The organism is Paenibacillus sp. J22P169 (assembly GCF_059691995.1).
Genome location: NZ_JCAUAO010000001.1, coordinates 551,219 through 570,689 on the forward strand (window position 1 = coordinate 551,219; position 19,471 = coordinate 570,689).

General features: G+C 40.7%; 21 protein-coding genes. All 21 read right to left on the reverse strand.

Annotated elements, in window-relative coordinates:
- Nucleotides 1-277: 277 nt before the first annotated feature.
- The 21 genes from AC58QG_RS02745 to AC58QG_RS02845 all read right to left on the reverse strand — a co-directional run bounded on the left by AC58QG_RS02745 (nucleotide 278) and on the right by AC58QG_RS02845 (nucleotide 19,461).
- Nucleotides 278-568 carry a GNAT family N-acetyltransferase gene (locus AC58QG_RS02745; RefSeq protein ID WP_497360533.1) on the reverse strand — a complete coding sequence of 97 codons (291 nt, stop codon included), beginning with the start codon at nucleotides 566-568 and terminating at the stop codon, nucleotides 278-280.
- Nucleotides 553-705 carry a GNAT family N-acetyltransferase gene (locus tag AC58QG_RS02750; protein WP_497360535.1) on the reverse strand — a complete coding sequence of 51 codons (153 nt, stop codon included), beginning with the start codon at nucleotides 703-705 and terminating at the stop codon, nucleotides 553-555. The genes AC58QG_RS02745 and AC58QG_RS02750 overlap by 16 nt, the downstream gene beginning before the upstream one ends.
- A 465-nt stretch (nucleotides 706-1,170) precedes the next feature.
- Nucleotides 1,171-2,550, reverse strand: coding sequence for a PASTA domain-containing protein (locus AC58QG_RS02755; RefSeq protein WP_497360537.1), 1,380 nt, complete (start codon nucleotides 2,548-2,550; stop codon nucleotides 1,171-1,173).
- A 326-nt stretch (nucleotides 2,551-2,876) separates the two neighbouring features.
- Complete coding sequence (locus AC58QG_RS02760) at nucleotides 2,877-3,149, reverse strand: hypothetical protein (protein WP_497360539.1); 273 nt, start codon at nucleotides 3,147-3,149, stop codon at nucleotides 2,877-2,879.
- A gap of 122 nt (nucleotides 3,150-3,271) precedes the next feature.
- Nucleotides 3,272-3,502 (reverse strand): hypothetical protein, encoded by a 231-nt coding sequence (locus AC58QG_RS02765; protein WP_497360541.1) that lies wholly within the window; start codon nucleotides 3,500-3,502, stop codon nucleotides 3,272-3,274.
- Between the two features lie 100 nt (nucleotides 3,503-3,602).
- Nucleotides 3,603-3,920 carry an Imm32 family immunity protein gene (locus AC58QG_RS02770; RefSeq protein ID WP_497360543.1) on the reverse strand — a complete coding sequence of 106 codons (318 nt, stop codon included), beginning with the start codon at nucleotides 3,918-3,920 and terminating at the stop codon, nucleotides 3,603-3,605.
- 174 nt (nucleotides 3,921-4,094) lie between these two features.
- A complete protein-coding gene (locus tag AC58QG_RS02775; protein WP_497360545.1) occupies nucleotides 4,095-4,508 on the reverse strand; it encodes a hypothetical protein in 414 nt (137 codons plus the stop codon).
- Between the two features lie 678 nt (nucleotides 4,509-5,186).
- The gene (locus AC58QG_RS02780) at nucleotides 5,187-6,842 is read right to left on the reverse strand and encodes an S-layer homology domain-containing protein (protein WP_497360547.1); all 1,656 of its coding nucleotides are present in this window, start codon (nucleotides 6,840-6,842) and stop codon (nucleotides 5,187-5,189) included.
- Nucleotides 6,843-6,865: 23 nt separating this feature from the next.
- Complete coding sequence (locus AC58QG_RS02785; protein WP_173120223.1) at nucleotides 6,866-7,435, reverse strand: hypothetical protein; 570 nt, start codon at nucleotides 7,433-7,435, stop codon at nucleotides 6,866-6,868.
- 35 nt (nucleotides 7,436-7,470) lie between these two features.
- Nucleotides 7,471-7,884 (reverse strand): anthrone oxygenase family protein, encoded by a 414-nt coding sequence (locus AC58QG_RS02790; RefSeq protein ID WP_497360549.1) that lies wholly within the window; start codon nucleotides 7,882-7,884, stop codon nucleotides 7,471-7,473.
- Nucleotides 7,885-8,044: 160 nt separating this feature from the next.
- Nucleotides 8,045-11,380 (reverse strand): ATP-binding protein, encoded by a 3,336-nt coding sequence (locus AC58QG_RS02795; protein WP_497360551.1) that lies wholly within the window; start codon nucleotides 11,378-11,380, stop codon nucleotides 8,045-8,047.
- Nucleotides 11,381-12,312: 932 nt separating this feature from the next.
- Nucleotides 12,313-13,338 carry a 3-isopropylmalate dehydrogenase gene (gene leuB, locus AC58QG_RS02800; protein WP_497360553.1) on the reverse strand — a complete coding sequence of 342 codons (1,026 nt, stop codon included), beginning with the start codon at nucleotides 13,336-13,338 and terminating at the stop codon, nucleotides 12,313-12,315.
- 218 nt (nucleotides 13,339-13,556) lie between these two features.
- Nucleotides 13,557-13,892, reverse strand: coding sequence for a hypothetical protein (locus AC58QG_RS02805; RefSeq protein ID WP_497360555.1), 336 nt, complete (start codon nucleotides 13,890-13,892; stop codon nucleotides 13,557-13,559).
- A 208-nt stretch (nucleotides 13,893-14,100) separates the two neighbouring features.
- Nucleotides 14,101-14,748 (reverse strand): DUF5071 domain-containing protein, encoded by a 648-nt coding sequence (locus AC58QG_RS02810; RefSeq protein WP_497360557.1) that lies wholly within the window; start codon nucleotides 14,746-14,748, stop codon nucleotides 14,101-14,103.
- A gap of 189 nt (nucleotides 14,749-14,937) precedes the next feature.
- A complete protein-coding gene (locus AC58QG_RS02815; protein WP_497360559.1) occupies nucleotides 14,938-15,363 on the reverse strand; it encodes a DUF2752 domain-containing protein in 426 nt (141 codons plus the stop codon).
- On the reverse strand, nucleotides 15,326-15,664 hold the full coding sequence (locus AC58QG_RS02820) for a DUF4234 domain-containing protein (protein WP_497360561.1): 339 nt from the start codon (nucleotides 15,662-15,664) through the stop codon (nucleotides 15,326-15,328). Before AC58QG_RS02820 ends, AC58QG_RS02815 begins: the two co-directional genes overlap by 38 nt.
- Nucleotides 15,665-15,961: 297 nt before the next feature.
- A complete protein-coding gene (locus AC58QG_RS02825) occupies nucleotides 15,962-16,210 on the reverse strand; it encodes a hypothetical protein (RefSeq protein WP_497360563.1) in 249 nt (82 codons plus the stop codon).
- A 159-nt stretch (nucleotides 16,211-16,369) separates the two neighbouring features.
- Nucleotides 16,370-16,681 carry a DUF3139 domain-containing protein gene (locus tag AC58QG_RS02830; RefSeq protein WP_497360565.1) on the reverse strand — a complete coding sequence of 104 codons (312 nt, stop codon included), beginning with the start codon at nucleotides 16,679-16,681 and terminating at the stop codon, nucleotides 16,370-16,372.
- Nucleotides 16,682-16,746: 65 nt separating this feature from the next.
- Entirely contained in the window at nucleotides 16,747-17,214 is a 468-nt protein-coding gene (locus tag AC58QG_RS02835; RefSeq protein ID WP_497360567.1) for an NUDIX hydrolase, read from the reverse strand.
- 175 nt (nucleotides 17,215-17,389) lie between these two features.
- Nucleotides 17,390-17,887 carry a phosphoglycerate mutase family protein gene (locus tag AC58QG_RS02840; RefSeq protein WP_497273087.1) on the reverse strand — a complete coding sequence of 166 codons (498 nt, stop codon included), beginning with the start codon at nucleotides 17,885-17,887 and terminating at the stop codon, nucleotides 17,390-17,392.
- 773 nt (nucleotides 17,888-18,660) lie between these two features.
- Complete coding sequence (locus tag AC58QG_RS02845) at nucleotides 18,661-19,461, reverse strand: pyruvate, water dikinase regulatory protein (protein WP_497360569.1); 801 nt, start codon at nucleotides 19,459-19,461, stop codon at nucleotides 18,661-18,663.
- Between the last annotated feature and the right edge of the window lie 10 nt (nucleotides 19,462-19,471).

Consider the following 19,471-nt stretch of genomic DNA (forward strand, 5'->3'; position numbering starts at 1 on the left):
CTTGCAGGCCGCCTTCTCTACCCACCACGCAAATCTGCCCGTTAGCACAGAAGGCTACAGATCCATTTCGGTCTGCAGCCTTCACCTGTTGTTTATTCAGCTATAGTTCCTCGTTAGTTTAAAGGATGTTTTGCCATTTGTAGTAAATTGTAAACATATTTATATTCGCAATTGAAAACGATTGAGAATCAAAATTATCTCTACAACTTGGAATTTATCAATTTGACTTTCATAATAGCATTTAACATTATCAATTGTTTTTTACTTTGTATTATGCTCATTTTGTTCGCTCTACAGAATACAGAAAAAATTCCATATCTATATTCCTAAAATTCTTAGTATCTTTATCAATAATATTCATACCGTTTCGAACAGCAACTTTTTGAGAGGCTATATTTGTGTCCCTAATAATAGAATAAACCCTATTTGCATTAAGAACTGAGAAAGCGTATTCCTTGCAAGCATTGCCGCTTCTGTTGCGTAACCTTTGTGCCAATACGCTTTTTGAAACAAAAATCCTATTTCCAAAATTTCTTTTTCTCTCCAGACTTGCTATGTCAAGCCACATTGACCAATCATTTCGTTTGTTTCTTTTAATACAACAGCCCAAAGTCCAAAACCATACTCTTCATATCTTTTAAGATGTCTGTTAAGCCAATTTTGTGCTTCTTCTAAGTTGAATGCACTTTCATAAGCAGCACGCATTACTTCCTCATCACACAATATTTAGTTGAGAAAAGGCAACCGGATCCAAAAGGGTCGGCTGCCTTTTCTTGTTGTTATTGAACTCTCGTTATCCGTTAGTTTAACGACGTACTGCCATCAACGTCAAAAAACTGGGGGTTGTATACCTTACTTTTTATTTTTTTTCGTTTGGTTTAAAATGTTTTGAAATCGTTCACGCTGCTTTGCACTTAATTTCGGATTGTTTTCATTTAAGGCTTCATGTATGGAGATCAACTCCATGTTTTGTATAAAAAAACGATCCCTCTAAATTGGCATATCACACTTATTGAATAATACTGCCCGTTAGCTTAATGAACAAAAAGAGGAGCTGCCGCTAAGCAAAGCCCCACAATTATAGTTATCGGTTAGTTCAATCAATGAAACACAAATTCTGCTACCTGCTCTTCTTATAAAGGTGGCTCAAAAATCGCTCTTGCCGCCGATTTACTTCCCTTTGCTCACCCAGAACGTAATACGGTCGCCATTTTTGACTGCAGTTCCGGGAGTGAGGTCTTGCTTGAATACGACTCCTTTAACGGCGGCGTTCGATTCCAGAATAAACTGGTATCGAAGCCCAGAGGCAATTGTCATCTTTTCGGCATCCTCCCTTGTATGAGCGACCAAATCCGGGACGACGCCAGCCTTGGCTTGTACCCCGTCATCGTCTGCTGGCTGAACTTCGGAGTCTAATGGTTTAGCCGTCGGTGCGTCCATTGGAGTCGGCATCGCGGATGCTGATGCGGAAGGCTTCGAAGTCTCTGTTTGATTCATCAATACTTTCGTGGACTCTGGCGTCGGAATTGTCTGCAGCTTAGAACCGTTCACATGCTCCGAGTGCGGCAGTGACAGCCAGAGTAGCAGAACGAGCACACTGAAGCCAGCGGTAGCAAACAGATGCCATTTTCGTAGCTGGAACGATTCGAGGAACATCCCGCGTAGTTCCGCTATTTTGCGGTTAAAAGCCACATTGATACGCACCTGAGGCTCACCTGCAGTTCGCTCCTCGGCCTTTCTCTCCCTGGTTTTAGACTCTACAAACGCATGTGACTCAGGTACGGCGGTTTTCCGCTTCCGCCTGCTTGAAGCCTTCATATCGTACGCAGGTAAAGCAGATGTAAGTAGTGGCTCCTTCCTTTCGCTGCCGATCCCGAGCAGTACTTCCAGCTCCTGCTGAAAATCGGCAAGCGTGCAAATCCCTTCATATGCCTGGCAGGCCAGAGCTACGGCACGTTCCCGAGTTACATCTGATAAATCCGCAAGCAATCGGTTCAGCTCGAATGAGTAGGCACTAATAGAGGATGTCGGGATATCCGTTTTGGCACCCAACTGATACAGAAGCAGAGCCAGCCCCGGCACACCGCGTCGCCCGTTCTTACCTTCCGTCCAAAAGTTCATGATCCGCAACCTGCCGTTATCTTCAATCCACAGATTATCCGCGTCAACGGAATATTCTGGCAGTCGTTTACGGCGAGTTTCTCGAATGCCCTTTGCTAGCTCGTGCACATACGTGAGTGCCTTGTGTCCGGTTATCTCCAAATCACTCAGCCGATCTGACAAAGGACTTCCCGTTACCGCCTGAAGAACGGCGAACAACGTTCCGTCTTCAGAACCGGCATCCAGAATGTGCATGAAATGCTCGTCGGACATCTGGGACGCTTTTCTCAGCCACCGCAATGCTTCCTGATGCGCTGATTCGTCGGTCTCTTGGAATGTATATAGAAGAACATCACGTTTGCAGGTCAAATCCATACCTTTTAACAACAGCCCATTCGTCAACCGCTTAATCGGTTGATCATGCATATAGCGGTTTCCGATGTTATCCATAGACGTGTTCCCCCTTATACTTATAGTGTATTCGCCTAATATCCATTCTTTAAGTCACTAAAGGTTAAAATTCCAAAAAATACGTTTAATAACGAAGTTCTGTCCAATATTGATAAGAGGTACAAGATCTTGTCACAGGAAAATGACAAGTTCTTATACCTATAAAGAAATAAACCCTAATTTTTGGCGGGTTTTAATCAGCATATATTTTTGTCACTAAGTTGTTGGAAAAGGCAATCGATCCAAATAGGTCGGCTGCCTTTTCTTGTTGTTATTGAACTCTCGTTCCTCGTTAGTCTAATGCTTTTTCCGAAGTCGAAAATAAACTATTTATATAATATCTTAATGTTATTCAATTCACATTTTTGTTGTGAACTAACAACAATTAATCCTGTCATCATTTTGTACAAGGTAGTAACTTCCCTGCCGTAAGTTATGACTAATTTAACTTCCAATTTAGTATTATCATTGGTGCTTTCCAAATCATAATTTAAAATATCTCCTAAGTTAATATCTTCAAAAGCTCGTCCCTCTATCGTCCAGAGCTCTTCTCCTAAGTATTCTACTCTTCCAACAATGAATGCTTCAATTCCATTCATACCGTTAGTTTCCTTCCGTGAGATAGGTTATTAATAAAAAAGACCTCATTACACAGAGAAGGCAACCAGTCTCTTCTCCTATTACTATTGAACTCTCGTTCTTCGTTACTTTAGCCATCAGCCTAAAGTAAGTAAGGATTTACGTACTTATTTAATTTTATAATCTTTTCAGGCTCTCCTTTTGTATTAATGACTTCAATGACTTCCCCAGACTCACTCGTCATGTACTTTCTTTTAATTTTGAATACCGTTCCTTGAAATTCGATGTATTTGGTATGGTCAAGTATAACGGGGCTTGTTACAGACATAAACTGTTTATGGTTAGGCAATTTGAGATTATAACCAATACTCATAAAATCCCTCCCATTATAATTGCCGATAAGATCTTTCAAACTATCGTTCGCTGTTAGTTTTGTTCCCAAACTGTTCCTCAAAGTTGCTTGCCTTATTTAGTTACTCTTTCAGATAGGAATCAATTGGCCCAAAATCTCCGCAAGAAATTATTAGCTCAGCACTGTTGGGCATGGAGAAAAAGCCCATTGTTTGAGAAACATATCCGTTCTCGCTGGGATCGACATGTACGTGATAGCCGTTTGTAAAATCATTATGAGCCAGTCTTAGTAATTCCTGTGCAAAACCAATTAATCCATTTTTACTTAAAGTGATCATCACTCGATTATTACTGATAATTTCAACCTGTCCTACGTTATCTTTGTTTGTAAACTCGGGAGTGTCATCATCAATATATAAATTAACCACTACGGAATCCATACTCTTCACCCCTATACAATGAAAACATGCCATGTATCTCATTTTATCACAATTGAGCGTTGAACTAGTCTGCCCGTTAGCGTGGAAACAGCAGCCGATCGTCATGGCCGGCTGCCGTAATGTGATTATTCAACAATCGTGTCCCTTTAGTTTAACTACAATCTTAGTTTACCTTTAATTACCCTCATCGAGTTCAGGAATAGAGGGTAGTATTCCATTAGGAGCAACTGATACTTTTAACAAGGTCCATTTAGGAAATAATTTATGGAAATTTGATTGGGTATCTACTTTCATATATACATGAAGCGGTCTATTTCCGAAGATGGTAGCTAAATAACTAATTTCTTTGGAACCTCCTTGGAAATCTGTAGTATTGTGTGCCTTCGTATTATTTGGTAATTGTAAAAGATATTCATCTGTTGGTTGATCTAATGAAATTGTTTGAATTTTAGCAGGATCATGTTCATGTATGATGTTTTCTAGTTGATTACTTAATGCGAGTTTGGAATCAAATTGACCAAAACGATATAAAACATAGAAAAATGCTATAACAATAACAATGAGAACGATACTTAGGGTTTTTCTCAATATTTTTTCTCCTCTATAGTAGCTTATGTGATGCTTTAGTTTATTGTTTAGTTGCAGACTGACTCCTCGTCGCTAAAATTCTACGTTGGCGGAATCTATTATGCTCTATCCTTATAATACCATATATTGGAACTTTACTGCCCGTTACTTTAATAACAAAAGAGGAGCTGCCGCGAAGCAGCCCCCTCAACTATCGTTATCCGTTAGCGTAACATTCTAGCTGTGAAATTCTTTAACACGCGTACCTTGATAAGTGAGTTGTAGTCGCTTACTACAATACCGTATCTATCGCTTCTTACCTACATATTCAATGCATGTACGGTTAACTAATTCAAAAGTCACATAGTAATTGGTAGTTTAACTGGATTCCCAGACAATGTTAAAAATAAAGCCCCAAAAAAGTTTGAAGAGTAGAGGCATTTCTTTTATAATTCCAAAGAAGCCAGGTTATCAGGGTATCCACTCATAATATCTCTCCTCAACCAACCATTAGCTCAATTTTCCCCTTATCCATTTTACGCTTCCACAACTTGAAAGGTTGTATCCTGCTCGTTCGTAACAAAGACTGCCGGTAATTTTCCTCCTGCCCATTCGTTCAAAAAAGAGGACGCTCCTTCGCCTACGCTGGGTTACGTCCTCTACATGTTATCAATTTAAGATCATACTCCTCAACCACTTCTACTTCTTAACATTTAGCATACGAACGATCGCCGAAGCGGCCTCCCCGCGGTTGGACAGTACTTGCGGCGCAAATTTATTGCCTGTAATGCCACTCACGATAATGATGCCGTTCTTCTCGGCCGTTGATACGGAGGCTTTTGCCCACTCCGGGATAATGGCATCGTCAGCGTAGCCGGTTGTCTGTGCATTATCAGTGGGGAGACCGGAGGCGCGAACGACCATCGAGATCATTTCGGCATGGGTAATATTCGCGTTCGGTTGGAATGTACCGTCCGCATATCCGCTGATGATTCCGAGTTTCAATGCTAGTTCCACCGATGGAACCGCCCAAGCTTCAATATCACTATTATCCTTGAAGGAAAGTCGTGTACCTTCTCCCATTGGCTTTAGCCCTCTCATGAGCATACTCGTGAACTCCGCACGTGTCACACTCGCATCCGGCCGGAAAGTACCGTCCGGATAACCGCTCACGGCTCCTAGCTTCACTGCGATCATGATATCCGAACTCGCCCAATGTTTATCAATGTCATTAAATTGGATCGTAGGTGTAGCCGTGGTCGGTTTCTGAATATCCGCTACAGTTACGATGCAAACAGCAGTAAATTCCCCACTTTCTGCCTTCACTGTAATTTTTGCCGAACCGGGTGATATGCCCGTCACTTTACCAGCATTATCGACAGTAGCGACTCCCTCATTTTCGCTGCTCCACGTCATCTTCTTATTGGCTGCATTCGAAGGTATAATAGCCGCGATTAGCGCTTCGCTCTCCCCCTGCTTCAGATGGATTGCTTTTTTATTTAACGTGATGCTACTGACGGCCACTTTATCAATATCCAAGATATACATACTCCACTTTTTGGTAAAATCAAGCTCAATTTTCACTTTATTATTGTCAGGTTCAGTAATTCTAGGAAAATTGGTTATGGCGTCGATTGTATCCAGAGGCCTTTTTTGCGCAATCGTTTTTGCTAGCACACTGACAACTCCCGGTCTATTGCTGTCCAGTATATTGAATTGATCAATGACCGGTAGCACTGAGTAAGCGTAGATTGTACTTGTATACTTACTTGTATCTTTGTCGACAAATCTGAGAGGACCCCTATGATCCATCGTATCTTTTACGTAAAATATTTTTGAACCATCAGGCCCATCCCTTGTAATCTGGTAATACGATTCCATATTCGTATTATCGGTCCAATCCAGTAAGATTGTACCATCCGTATTCGCCATTGAAGTTAAATCCGTGATTGAACCAGGCTGCAAAATTTGATATGGGCCGATCTTCACCTCAGAATAGCTGTCGGAGCCGATAACCGGCGAGAAGGAAGCACCTACGCGGAAAATGGCCGAAGTCAACTGTGGATCGATTGGAAAAGTAATTTCATATAAATTATAATTACTGCTTTTTAGGAAATGCCATGTAAAACCGTTATCGGTGGAATAGTCTGTTTGAACGTCCATGTCTGTCGAAATAGCTCTATCGGTAGTGAAGGAAACATAATGCGGTTGGCCTGCGATTAAATAGGAGCTCGAGTTATTGATAGTGAGCTGGTAAATATTCGCTGTTGCAAACGTATGCGGAATCGGTCCTATCGTGCACATAGACATCATATAGACTAAGGCCAGTGCAAGAGACTTTTTTACTGAACCCATTGTTTCTCCTCCCTCAACCGATTTCACATAGCCGTAATATCAATGCTGATCTGCGCTTGCTTGCAGTTGGCTTCGTCATTCGGATCCTTAATGATGTTGATTATTAATTGTCCGGACAACTGCGTTTGGGCTTTCAGAGCTTCGCTTTTATAGGTGTATTTATGCATCTTTGTAGTAGCGTCTTCTTCGTCTTTGATGAATTTGGCATCTTTGGGCAGGAATTGCTTGATGAACGTGAGCGCATCTTCTACGCTCACCTTTTCTTTGCGATCCACGTATGCATTGTAAATCGTATAAGCGATTCCAAAATTCTCAAGAACCCGAAGCTTGCCATCCATATAACCGATGGTCGATTCGTTCTCTTTTTTGACAACGGTGCCGAACTTGGAATCGAAATAGCTCAATTTCGCGCCAAGTACCGCGTCGTCTAATCTACCGGCCTCACTTGAATGAGATGAACTAATGTTTGCGGTTTTTGGCACTTGACTCGCCACAGCTTCCGATACAGACTGGATATCATTGCCTCCACAGCCTGTGATCAGGGTTCCTAAAGTCATTATGATTAGTCCTAAAGCAACTGTTTGCCGTTTCACAATTGCACCTCTTTTTATAGGGAATATTTGAAAGATCAATGAATTAACAGTGCAATAATAAGTAGGCTTAGCCCGATCAGTCCAGCAATCAACCGTACAATATGCCACTTCCACCAGTCATCACGCAATCTCATCCAATCTGCGGGAGGATTATCAAGCAACCAAGACATTATCTTTGCATTAATGGGTTGATTCAGGAAACGTGTAATGATGCCGGCAATGATTAGAAAAATCGCCGAAGCAATCATCATCAACATCCTATAACGATCATCTCGGGAAAGAACAGCTGAAATGACAGTGAGTACGATACCCACTGCTGCCAATAACGGCAATTTAACATTTAAAGATCGAATTAACTTCTGATGATGTTCCAGATAAGCGGGATATGACATTTGCGTAGGATTTATACCAAACCAAACCCCGAACATAGTCCCGACCACAAGTGCCACTAGTAATAAATTAACGGTATAGATAACTGTTTTTATCATTTTTCCTCCTGCATAATAAATAGACTCTCGGCATTTGCCAAGGCAGATGGGATAGAAGATATCCTAGTTACATCATAAAGAAAGAAGCGCTTCAAAAGCGCTTCTTGGTTAACTTTCGCGATTATGACTTTAACTTCAAATAACAATCTATTTCCTTCAAAATGGTTTCGGTGATGCTTTTGTGTTGTGTGACTTCGGCAGCAAACTGCGGCATTGGACGCACCACGGCGGCGACATCGCATAAACCGTTCATTTCGCTGCAACGTACACGATATTCTTCTTTACCTGACTTTCGGTAAAGCTCTTCATTCAAAGATAGCGCATTGATCCGAAATTCTGAGGATTCGGAATTCAACTTCCACATCGCATAGTAAATGGCTGCCTGTTCCTGCTGATCGGAATACTGCTTCAGCAATTTATGAAGTTGCTCCAAGGCCTCAATCGGGTTTGTTCGCCTTAACCCCGCATTCAAATGCAATAAAAGCTTGAGTTGCATATCTCGACGATTAAGCTTATTAGCGATCTTCAGTGCTTCTTCCGCAATTTCCACTGCATGATCGTATTGATTCTGGTGATAACTCTTCACACTCATGAGATAGAGCGCATTACATTCAAAAAAAGGAGAGCGAAGCTGTCGGCTCAGTCGAAGCGAGCGATCAATGAACGGATTCGCTTCCTCAACTCGAAACTGCAACAATAAGTTATGGGCTTCCCATCCGAGCAAGTTGGCAGTAAAGCGCCAATCCTTGACAGCAATTGACTCTTCGAGACAAAAGGCGATGCACCCAGCCGCTATCGTGTGTAATCCCAGAAATCCATAATATTTGCCGAGCATCCCCAATGCGATCGTCAGACCCATACGATCACCGATCACTTGGCTGATTGCAATCTTATCAACGATGCAGTCGAAAGCCAAATCCATTTGATCGGTGTCGAGATAGACAAGCGCCAATCCGCCCAAGGCTTTCGCGATCGCATTCTTATCACGATTTTCAGTTGCGAGCTTGAACTGCTTCTTGTACGCATGAATCGCTTGGTAGAATTCACATTGATGATAGAATAGCCCCCCCATAACGCCGTAGAAACGGCAATCCTCCCTCGTTCGATCTCCGGAAGAAGGCAATTCCATTCTTACTGTCAAATACTGAAGTGCCTTGTCGTTATTTCCCATGTAGTAATGCAACATACCAAGCGTTCCATAGGCAAAGCCAAGACCGGAATGGTCGTCAATCAGCTCAAAATGGCGTCGAGCCCGTTCCAAATGAAAGCTTGCTTCCTCATATCTCCCCTGCAATCGCAGGCAATTGCCCAGCGCAACGTCGCAGAAAGAGCGTTCCTGCAGCTCAGTTGAATTCCCTTCTTGTTCAAGCCATTGTCTGTAAGTCTCCTCCGCTTCGTTCCAATTTCCCGTAATGATTAAAGCATCGCCGAGTTTCATTAGGGTTGGTAGCATCTGTTCGAGAGGCAACAAGGAGATGAGCTTCCGATAACACTGTATCCTGGTTTCATTGGCATATATTTTGTCTGCAACAGATGCAGCCATTTCGTAATAGTGAATAGCCTCTTTTTTCAAAACCGCAAGTTCGTAATGAAAGGCGATTTCCGCAGCAACGGCTTCAAGCCGCTCTTGATGAAAAGCAATCAATCCAATTGCGATTTTCCGGTGGTATTGGCGGCGCAAGCTCTCATTTTTCAGTGTATACGCAGATTCCCTTAGGATATCATGAGTAAAGTCGTACTTCTCGACTTCTGTCTCTTGCATGACTTTCGATTGTACTAAGTACTCCATTTTTTCAAGCATCTCTTCCTCACCCGAGCCTGACAACTTCGCCATAAGTGCTAATGATACAGGTCTGCCGACAGCGGCGAAGATGGATACAAGATGTCGATTATCCGGCGAAAGCTTCTTTAATCGATTTAAAATGATGGATTTCACCAAAGGCGAAAATCGGAATTCCATTTTGTCGCTACCCGTTTGCCATTCTTTCAACGTTTCCATTATATACAATGGATTACCGCCGATTTCCGCATATAATTTGGACGAATGGCAGTCTGCCAACTCATCGCCAACAGTAGCGGCCATCAGCTGTTTCGTTTCGTCCTCACCGAACGGTGCTAGCTCGATTTCCGTCAGCTTCCGTTCGTTTCGAAGCCCGGAGACAAAATGTCCGACGGCATCGCCCGGAGAATCCTCCGTTCTCATTGTCGCGACAACTAACAGCTTTGACTTGGTATCTTTGCGGAGTAGATAAGAGAGGAATTGCAGCGTCTCTCCATCGCTCCATTGAATATCGTCAATGAGGAGGAGTAGCGGTTGCTGACCCAGCAGCATCAGCTCTATCGCTTCATACCATTGGTTCAATTGCCAGTTGTCCTGAATGGGATCCGGCTTCGGCAAGTCCGGGTATCTTTCAAACAACTCTGGCAGTAAACGAGTCAATTCCGACAGCCGGACCGGACCGATCTGCGGTAAAGGAACACTCCTGAGCCATGCTGTGATCGGAGTGTAGGACAACGATCTTACTGACGGGTAGCATCCGGCAATGGCCGTTTGATACCCTTGTCTCTCTACCCATGCTTTAAATTCCAAGGTCAATCTGGTCTTGCCGATTCCCGACTCACCCTTCAATAGCAGGAGGGAATTTCTTCCGATCGTTGCCTGCTTCCAGTCGCTAACAATGTTTCCCCATTCGTTGATTCTGCCGACCAGCGGAGTCTTGCTTTGTTCAGCGGTCGATGACTCGCTGCTTATTTTCGTGAGCCTTTCTACAAGCTGTAAAGTTTCCTCCGCAGGACCAATCCCTAGCTCGTCTTGCAGGATGTTGCCCAGTTGCTGATAAATTAGCACTACGCCCGCCATGTCATTATTCAAGGCATGAAGCCGCATCAGCGTACGGTAAGTTTCCTCCCTTAATTTATTCAGTACAAGCATCTTATTCGCAAAAAATAGGGCCGACGAGTACTCCCGCTGATTTTCCATAATAGAAATGAGCTTGTCGAGTACAGACGAATACGTTTGCGCCAACTGATCCCGCTTCGCACCAAGCCATTCCTCTTGAAGCCCGGGTAGAAGCTCTCCCCTGTACAATTCTTCCGTTTTGCGAAGTTCGTAAAGGGTTTTTCCTTCTGCCCCCTGTTCAAACTCGCGCACATCCAAATAAATGGGTAATTCAAAATTCCACTGAATGTATGCTGGAGTAATTTTGAGATATCGATCGGTTTGTGGAAGACATTCCCGCAGATCGTGAAGGAGTTTCCGTAAATTGGATAGGGCTTGTTTCTCTGTGGAGTCCGGCCAGAAATCAAAGGCAATTTGTTTCCTGGTTTGCGGCATGTCATAAGCTAGAACTAAGTATGCCAGCAGCCGGGCCTTTGCACCGGATGTAGTCGTCGTAAACTCTTCTTTGTCAAAGGTGATTTTAAAACCGCCTAATAGATGAATGCTGCAGCCTGCCAAACCGTCCCCCTCCTTCGCAAATCTTCTCTAAACAATTTATTCTATTTTTGTATCCAAATCCCTCGTGTCAAAAATCGACTCATTTCGAGCCGTCACCATTAAGCTAAAGAAGACTATCACTTTTCTAGTGGCTCTGGCAGGCTAATTACAAAGTGGCAACGCATAGCCTCATCTACGGATCACAAAATAGCCACCAAATTATTGACGACCACATGGTGAAACAAGTCATCCAGATGAACTGCCCCTCAACTATCGTTATTCGTTAGTTGAACGTAGCCGACGACCAGTTATTTCATTAACGGCAATAGGAGAGCTGGTTTCCCTATTCAAGCCAAGCTCATCGGTATTCCGTTATTCTTTTCCGTTATGTGTCGGTAGAGTTCCCGTCCCTCGTTGTTGGTCAGCTATTATCCGAGCATTATGTATTTTTATATTCTCCCTCTGCAGTTCACTTTGCCTCCGTTCGATCTTGGTTAATTTCCTTACTATAGTTTCCAGCCTGAAAACCAAATAAATTGGAAAAAGTAAAGACAGAAATACAACCGTCCAATTGACCATATCAGCAACCTCCTTTACTTCTTTTGGAGAGTATATTTTGTTATAGCATATGACGGCGACTCCACCACACATTACTGCCCGTTACTTCAATAGACAACGGCAGCCGATCGGGTGACCAGCTGCCGCTATATTCAAACCATTTCGCCGAAATATGGAACAATTTATAAGTTTCAAAATATCGGAGCTAAACAGCTCTTTGGTTGAGAAGCGTGCCGATTCTTTTTCTTTCGGCAGCCTTCTAGTTTTGACTATTGAGCTCTCTGTTACTAATGCTTATAGTACCTCAATAGCTCATAACCTGCCCGATTCAACTATCGTTCCCCGTTAGCGTAATCCACTAATGATCTATTCATTTTTTCCCTGAGAAAATAAAACTAAAAAACCGCTCCTCTTAGCATTGATGCAATTAGATTTCCCATCTCACTAGTACCGAGCAACTTTTTACGATCATCACCTTCCCCAAACAAATCTTTTGTACGATAACCCGACTCAAGTACCGTTATAACTGCTTCCTCTATACTTTTAGCAGCAACCTCATCATTAAATGAATAACGTAACATCAATGAAATACATAGAATTGCACTAATGGGATTTGCAAGATCTCGACCGGCAATACTTGGTGCAGAACCATGTATTGGCTCGTAAAGTCCAAATGTTGTATCCCCTAAACTTGCAGAAGGAAGTAACCCAATCGATCCTAGCAATACAGAGGCTTCGTCAGAAAGTATATCCCCAAAAATATTATTAGTGAGAATGACATCAAATTGCTTTGGATTCAATATGAGTTGCATTGCCGCATTATCTACATGAAGGTAGTCATTTTCAACATCTGGATAGGATTGAGCGACTTCATTTACTACTTCTCTCCATAAAATACTACTTCTTAATACATTAGATTTTGCGACTAGAGTGACTTTTTTTCTTCTTTTCTTTGCATACTCAAATGCTTTAAAGGCAATTCGTCGTATCTCTGATTCTTTGTATGATTCAACATCGGAGTACTCTCTTTCGTTATTAATAATCCGCTCTTTTTTTTCTCCAAAGTAAATACTTGATGTCAGCTCTCGAACTATTAGTATATCTACATTGTTTATGATTTGCTTTTTAATTGGAGATAGATGCAATAGGGAATCAAACACTTTTGTTTCTCTAAGATTGGTGAAAAGGTTGAAGTGCTTTCTTAGTGGAAGTATAGCTCCTTGTTCTACTCCAGACCACTTGGGGTGATTTACTTCTTCAGGTGGTCCGCCGAATGGCCCTTTGATTAATGCGTCACATTTTTCTGCTATTTCTAATGTAATAGCAGGGAGATGTGTCCCATATTTATCAAATGCACTTCCACTAGCTTCTAGAAATGTAATTTCAAATTCGTACTCATGCTTTTCTTCGACTACTTTCAATATTTTTAAGTAAAATGGTTTATATTCCCATTTTAACTCAATTCTTTGTTTGACTGAAATATATAGATATAATAATATTTATAGGAAAAAACTATAAACACTAACTATCCTACCCCTTACTTGAATAACTAAAAGAGGAGCTACAGCGTAGCTATCCCCTCAACTATCGTTACTCGTTAGTTGAATGAAAGCAGCTTAACTTTTCTTATGATAGATGTTTATCCTAGAAGCCAAGAAAAAGGGAAAAATAACCAGTAATCATCAAAAGTTGTAATACTAAAAATCCAAAGTAATATACCAATAACTATAACAAATCCAGTATTTGAAGGTTTTTTAATCAAACGAAAGGTATGGGCAAATGCCAACGTCCATAAGGTGAAAGGAAAAACAAGCAGATATAGCCCAATTGACATACTGCCTAAAAAGCTTGCAATATACCACAAAATACCTGCTAACCAACATAGTTTGGGTTTCACAGTAATTCCAACAATAGTCGTAAAAGCGATCGTAATTACTCCAAGAATAACCAATCCATAAAATATGATTGTAAACATAATTGTTCACCCCAAATCAATTTTACCATAAAATTGTAAATTATCCCTATTAGTTTCTCAGCCCATTTACTGAATAATAACGCCTGTCACTTTAATAAAAAAAAGAGGAGCTGCCGCGTGGCAAGTCCCTTAACTATCGTCTCCTGTTAGCGTAATGTTCCCAGTTAGCGTAATAAGACTCCGATCGATAAAGTAGCATTCAAGAGGTTTAATTACCCTTCGATATGCTCCAAATCGCTTCCTGAATATCCTCATATCGGCGAAGTGAATTTTCAAACTGTTTTTTCTGGTTTAAGATCTCGTTGTTCATTTTTACATAGTCTACAATTTTACTTACGTCTGTCTTTAAGATGTACGATTTTTCTTGATCAAGTTCTATAAATACTGCTTTTTGTTCTGTATTAAATTTATTGAGTCCATTCTCAGTATCGATTAGCTTTTGTTTCAATAATGCTCGGGCAATTTCGATGTCAATCAAATGATGTTTCCACAAGATCTGAATAGCTAGTATATCCGTATCTTCAAAAGGATCCATCGTTTGTGCAACTTCACTTAAACTTAAATATAATTGAGAGACAAGTCTCGTTTCCCATTTAATTACAAGTTCTTGTAGAATGTTGTATATCCAAATAGTATCCCTTTGTGTCAAAATAACTTTGATTTGTGGGATAGTCTTCTCCGAGTATTTGAGTAGTGTGCTAACGATTTCTGAGGCCACAGGCCAATTCATGTCTTGTAACCATATCAACAATTCTGGTATCAAGGTGATAACTGCTTCCTCATCTAACTGAATCAGTGCTTCAATACTTTCTATATCGCTTTTATTTTTTGGAAGATACTTATGGAATTGATCCATATAACACACACCCCAATACCGCATTAATTGCAGAATCCCCTATTACTTTATCATCCATTTATTGATATTGGAACTATTCTGCCCGTTAGGCTGGAAAAGGCAACCGGTGTAGTCGGTTGCCTTTTCGTGTACTATTATGAATTAGTACTATCCATCAGTAAGATTGAGTCAGTATAATCAAATTGACAATTAAACTGGGGGTGGAGCTAACCAATTAAAAGCTGGAATATTCCTCAATACTCCAAATGTAGTGGTCAATGATATCATTACGGCCATAATTAGATTGCTTGTATGCCGCATTTGTTTCTTATTTGCCAATGTGTAAGTTACATATAAAGGGAGAATGAACAACAACAAGGGATTATACCTATAAGCCTGAAGGAAGTCTAACTGAAACAAGGAAAAAGCAGCCCTCGTTATTCCGCATCCTGGACAATAGAACCCTGTTAACGCGTGAAAAAAACAAGGAATACCGATTTTTGTTATCGGTAACCATACTTCTAGATACAATAGCCCACCAACGAAAAGCGAGGAACCCCAAACAAGTTTGGAGTTGCTCTGTGTAATCATCTTAAACTTATGCAAGTTTATTGATATCCGATTGAACCAATGCATAGGTTACGATCCCCAATCCGAAGATTGTAAGTATAAGGTAAATAGCTGAATTATCGGATACGAGCGCACCGCGTTGACGCTGTGCTTCTGCGACTTGTTTACCAATTTGATAAGCCCAGACGAAACTCCAAATACCACAAGTGATTAATGATAGGAGAAAGTGCTTTCCACCTGTAAATGAGGAGTCTCCACTCAATTTACCAGTATCATTCGTCATAACAATGAACCAATAGATACCGTAGATACCGCATGTGATAATTGATAGAACGATTGCTAAGCCAACACTTCTTTGTTGAATCATGACACACCCCTGATATTTTATTATTTCAATTATCAAATTCATGCCACGAAATCGAACTCTGTATATTATATACAACACATAATGGCAAAAACCGACACTATTATTATATGAATATATGTATACAAAAACCATAAGTATTTTCACCGTAAGGCCCGTTACAGAGATCCGTATCACAAAGGGAGCGATGATAAATCGTCGTTTCACCACGCTCTACTGCCCGTTAATTGAGAAAAAGCAGCCGTACCATAAAGGTCAGCTGCCATCTCTACTATTATTGAACTCTCGTTCACCGTTAGTTTAGTAAATAATATCGTGTTGTTCCCCTTCTTTTGGGTCGTATATCACAATCCACTGTTCCTCAATTACCTTGAGTTCCTGATTACAATAAACCATAGCTTCATCAAGTGTTTCAAACCATAAGTCCGCGATTCCGCTCTTATTCTCTTGTGTATCATACAAAAAAGCATAAACGCCATTCTCTGAGTCGTAAATCATTACCTTCCTAATGTTATCAACTGGTTCTCTAAGAAGGGCGTACATTCGCATTTCAATACCTCCATAAGGTTCTTTTACCAACATTTTACCATTAAACTATCCTGCCCATTAGTTTAACGAAAAAGGGAGCATCTGCCGCGAGGCGATTTACCCCCTGATTATTACGCTATAGTTCCCAGTTAGATTAACGACCGATAGTTGTATTAAAGGTTACTTTTCTAAATGCTTTGAGACAGATGGAAAACTATTTAATTGAACCCATTTGCCAATACCTCTATCAGTATACTCGTAAGTTATACCTGGCTCATCAGTAAAAACTACAAACATCACATACTTCGGCATCTTACTTTTCTTACCTTTAATACTGGCGATATCGGTTTCTTTATAATTTTTCTCATAAATGAGATAGTTTTTTAAATCTTCTTCCAAAGCATCTATTTTCATTTGAGAGCTAATTGATGATATGACTGGAATTAGTAAAATAACTGTTATCACTATCCACCATGTTTTAATCTTTCTCAATTAATATCCTCCAAACTATAAAGTTGCCAATCAATCACGCGACAGAGCTATCGTTACCCTTTAGCTTAAAGACTGCTTTCCAAATAGCTATTGAATAATGTTAATGAGTGCTCTTTTCCTTCAGTCATAAGGTTTTCTGCAATCTGTTTAATTACTTCTTTATCACGTAGCTCAATTGAATTTGGAACTAACAACTCCAAGGGTGTTATCCACTTAGAATCAATTATTTCACTTAAATCTAATTGAAGGGAGCCCCCGATTATTTCACCAAGAAAATGAAACAAAATAACTTGATGATTTGAACTGCTAATAAAATTATAAATGCCTGTTGTACCCGTAAGTCTAACATCATATCCTGTTTCTTCTTTTGTTTCTCTACGAGCCGCATCTAGAATATCTTCGCCATACTCAATTCTTCCAGAAGGAAAGTTCCACTTATTTTTAACCGATGCTTTGTTTTCTTTGACCATAAGTACTTTTTCTTCACATATTATCGAAACACTTACAACTAGTACAATCCCATTTTGAGTCATGTTAAGAACCCTCCAATTTCAAAGAAACACCACTACAACAGTTAGAACATATGTTCTTTTGTTTGTAAATGTGTACATCAGTTCTTGCCAAGCTAACCTGCCCGTTACATTAATGAAAACAGGGAGCTGCTGTGGTAAGCTGCTCCCCGTTTGTTAGTGTACTATCGTTCCTACGTTAGTTTAAATGACAAGTGCTATTTGAAAATTTTAAAATATCTGCTTTGGGATGATAGTGTAAGAAATGAATCCCGGTGTTGTTGGTATGGAACCAGACATTATTATTTGAAGGTAACTGGAGGAAATTTTCAATGAGTTTCGTAATAGTTCCTCCGTGAGATACAATGGCAACTCTTTTATATTGGCTGCTATTCTCTTTTATGTAAGAAAAGATTTGTTTGATTCGCTCATAAAATTTTATGTCGCTTTCATCAACTTCCTGCTCGCATAGATTATCAAGATATCTCACTTCACAATCAACGATACTCGCTAAAATATCCGCCGTTTGCCTTGCACGTTGAAGTGTACTTGACCAAATAAACTCTGGTGGAAATTCTTTTGAAACACGTGCAGACATTTTTTTGCTTTGCTCAATTCCTAAGCTTGTTAACGGTTCAAGTACATTTACTTTCTCATCCTCTGATTCTCCATGTCGAATTACTAATATCTCCATCATTAGTTTCACCTCAATTAATTGCTTTCACTAATTTTACCATCTGGATGAAATTGTGATCATTATCTTATCAGACCCTAGTTAATCGTACATTACATCTGGATTCTGATTAGAAAGTATTCTGCTTCCTTAGTCAACTATCCTGCCCTTTAGCTTAATGGCCGTGTGAATAATCCATTACAAATCCAACCTTTAATATCACCGCGATTATGCGCATATGTTTGTGTCGCAAAACGATTAAGCACCTATGTTTATGTCGTGACCTCGCGACACAAACATAGGTGCTTTGAAATAAAAAATCCCCTATTGGCGGGGATCTAAAAGCACTCATGTTTGTGTCGCCGGACATTAGAACGGCACCGGAAATTGTTTTAAGCGGAATAAAATTACCATACTGCATTCGGGTGCTACCAGATTTGTCTGCAGCCGATGTGTCAATTTCTTCTCTGGATACCAAAGAATCGATGTAGCAGCCATACACGTGTTACAGTTTTCTGACCTGGAAGTCTTGCATGGTGCATATAGCTTGAATCTGCTGCAAATCATTCTCTAAACCTTGCCCCATTTGGATATCAGTGATCTTTTCCATTGCAATCCCCCCAGTCTTACAGGTTATTTTATCCAATACCTGTTTGACTTTTCAGTTTGAGTGGATATATGCAAAGCAACTATTTAAGAGCATTAAAAAAAGGATAGCTCCGTAACATTCATAAGGGCTATCCTTTTACTATATAATTGGATCATTAAGTATGCCGTCGCATTTGCTTTTGCTATAATTACATGGCATCCAAGATGATGCCTGCCGTTTCCTCAATGGCTTTTTCCGTGACATCGATCACGGTACATCCAAGCTGCTTAAACAAGCCGTAAGCATATTCCAGCTCTTCCGCCACTCTTTCAATTGCCGAATACTTAGCGCCAAATGGCAGCCCTAACGTTTTGAGCCGTTCCGTACGGATCTTAACGAGCTGAGCTGCGCTCATCGTCAAGCCGATCAATTTGCTTTTGTTCAGCGTAAACAAGTCTTTCGGCGGCTTTACTTCCGGTACTAACGGATAATTGGCCACTTTATACCCTTTGTGAGCAAGATAAATACTTAACGGTGTTTTCGATGTCCTCGATATTCCAAGAAGAACAATATCTGCTTGTTTAAAAGCACTAGTGTCTTTTCCGTCATCGCATTTAACTGCAAATTCAATGGCTTCAACCCGCTTATAATAATCTTCATCCATCAGGTGCAGCAAGCCCGCTTGCTTTTTAGGAGAATCTTTAAAATTATCAATGAATGCTTGCATAACAGGACCCAAGACATCTATGCTAGTCACGTTTAAACGAATGGCTTCTTGTCGCATCATCTCTCTTAGTTCTGGAAGAACGAGTGTATAGACGACAAAACCGCTAACCCTTGAAGCTTCTTCCATCATCAATTGAATTTCATGCTCCGTACGCATGGTCCCGAAACGTCTTACATGAACTTGACTAGCGTTAAACTGACGAATCGTCGCTTGAACGACTGTATTTGCCGTTTCTCCAACCGAGTCTGAACAAACGAATATGGTGCGTACTTTCTCTTCCACCCGTGATTCC

Excerpts from the sequence above, each read along its gene's own strand:
- AC58QG_RS02745 (WP_497360533.1), bottom strand. The coding sequence starts at position 568 with ATGTGGCTTGACATAGCAAGTCTGGAGAGAAAAAGAAATTTTGGAAAT.
- AC58QG_RS02805 (WP_497360555.1), bottom strand. The coding sequence starts at position 13,892 with ATGTTTACAATCATATTTTATGGATTGGTTATTCTTGGAGTAATTACG.
- AC58QG_RS02765 (WP_497360541.1), bottom strand. The coding sequence starts at position 3,502 with ATGAGTATTGGTTATAATCTCAAATTGCCTAACCATAAACAGTTTATG.
- AC58QG_RS02750 (WP_497360535.1), bottom strand. The coding sequence starts at position 705 with ATGCGTGCTGCTTATGAAAGTGCATTCAACTTAGAAGAAGCACAAAAT.
- AC58QG_RS02760 (WP_497360539.1), bottom strand. The coding sequence starts at position 3,149 with ATGAATGGAATTGAAGCATTCATTGTTGGAAGAGTAGAATACTTAGGA.
- AC58QG_RS02820 (WP_497360561.1), bottom strand. The coding sequence starts at position 15,664 with ATGATTCAACAAAGAAGTGTTGGCTTAGCAATCGTTCTATCAATTATC.
- AC58QG_RS02825 (WP_497360563.1), bottom strand. The coding sequence starts at position 16,210 with ATGCGAATGTACGCCCTTCTTAGAGAACCAGTTGATAACATTAGGAAG.
- AC58QG_RS02840 (WP_497273087.1), bottom strand. The coding sequence starts at position 17,887 with ATGATGGAGATATTAGTAATTCGACATGGAGAATCAGAGGATGAGAAA.
- AC58QG_RS02815 (WP_497360559.1), bottom strand. The coding sequence starts at position 15,363 with ATGCATTGGTTCAATCGGATATCAATAAACTTGCATAAGTTTAAGATG.
- AC58QG_RS02835 (WP_497360567.1), bottom strand. The coding sequence starts at position 17,214 with ATGACTCAAAATGGGATTGTACTAGTTGTAAGTGTTTCGATAATATGT.
- AC58QG_RS02780 (WP_497360547.1), bottom strand. The coding sequence starts at position 6,842 with ATGGGTTCAGTAAAAAAGTCTCTTGCACTGGCCTTAGTCTATATGATG.
- AC58QG_RS02770 (WP_497360543.1), bottom strand. The coding sequence starts at position 3,920 with ATGGATTCCGTAGTGGTTAATTTATATATTGATGATGACACTCCCGAG.
- AC58QG_RS02755 (WP_497360537.1), bottom strand. The coding sequence starts at position 2,550 with ATGGATAACATCGGAAACCGCTATATGCATGATCAACCGATTAAGCGG.
- AC58QG_RS02810 (WP_497360557.1), bottom strand. The coding sequence starts at position 14,748 with ATGGATCAATTCCATAAGTATCTTCCAAAAAATAAAAGCGATATAGAA.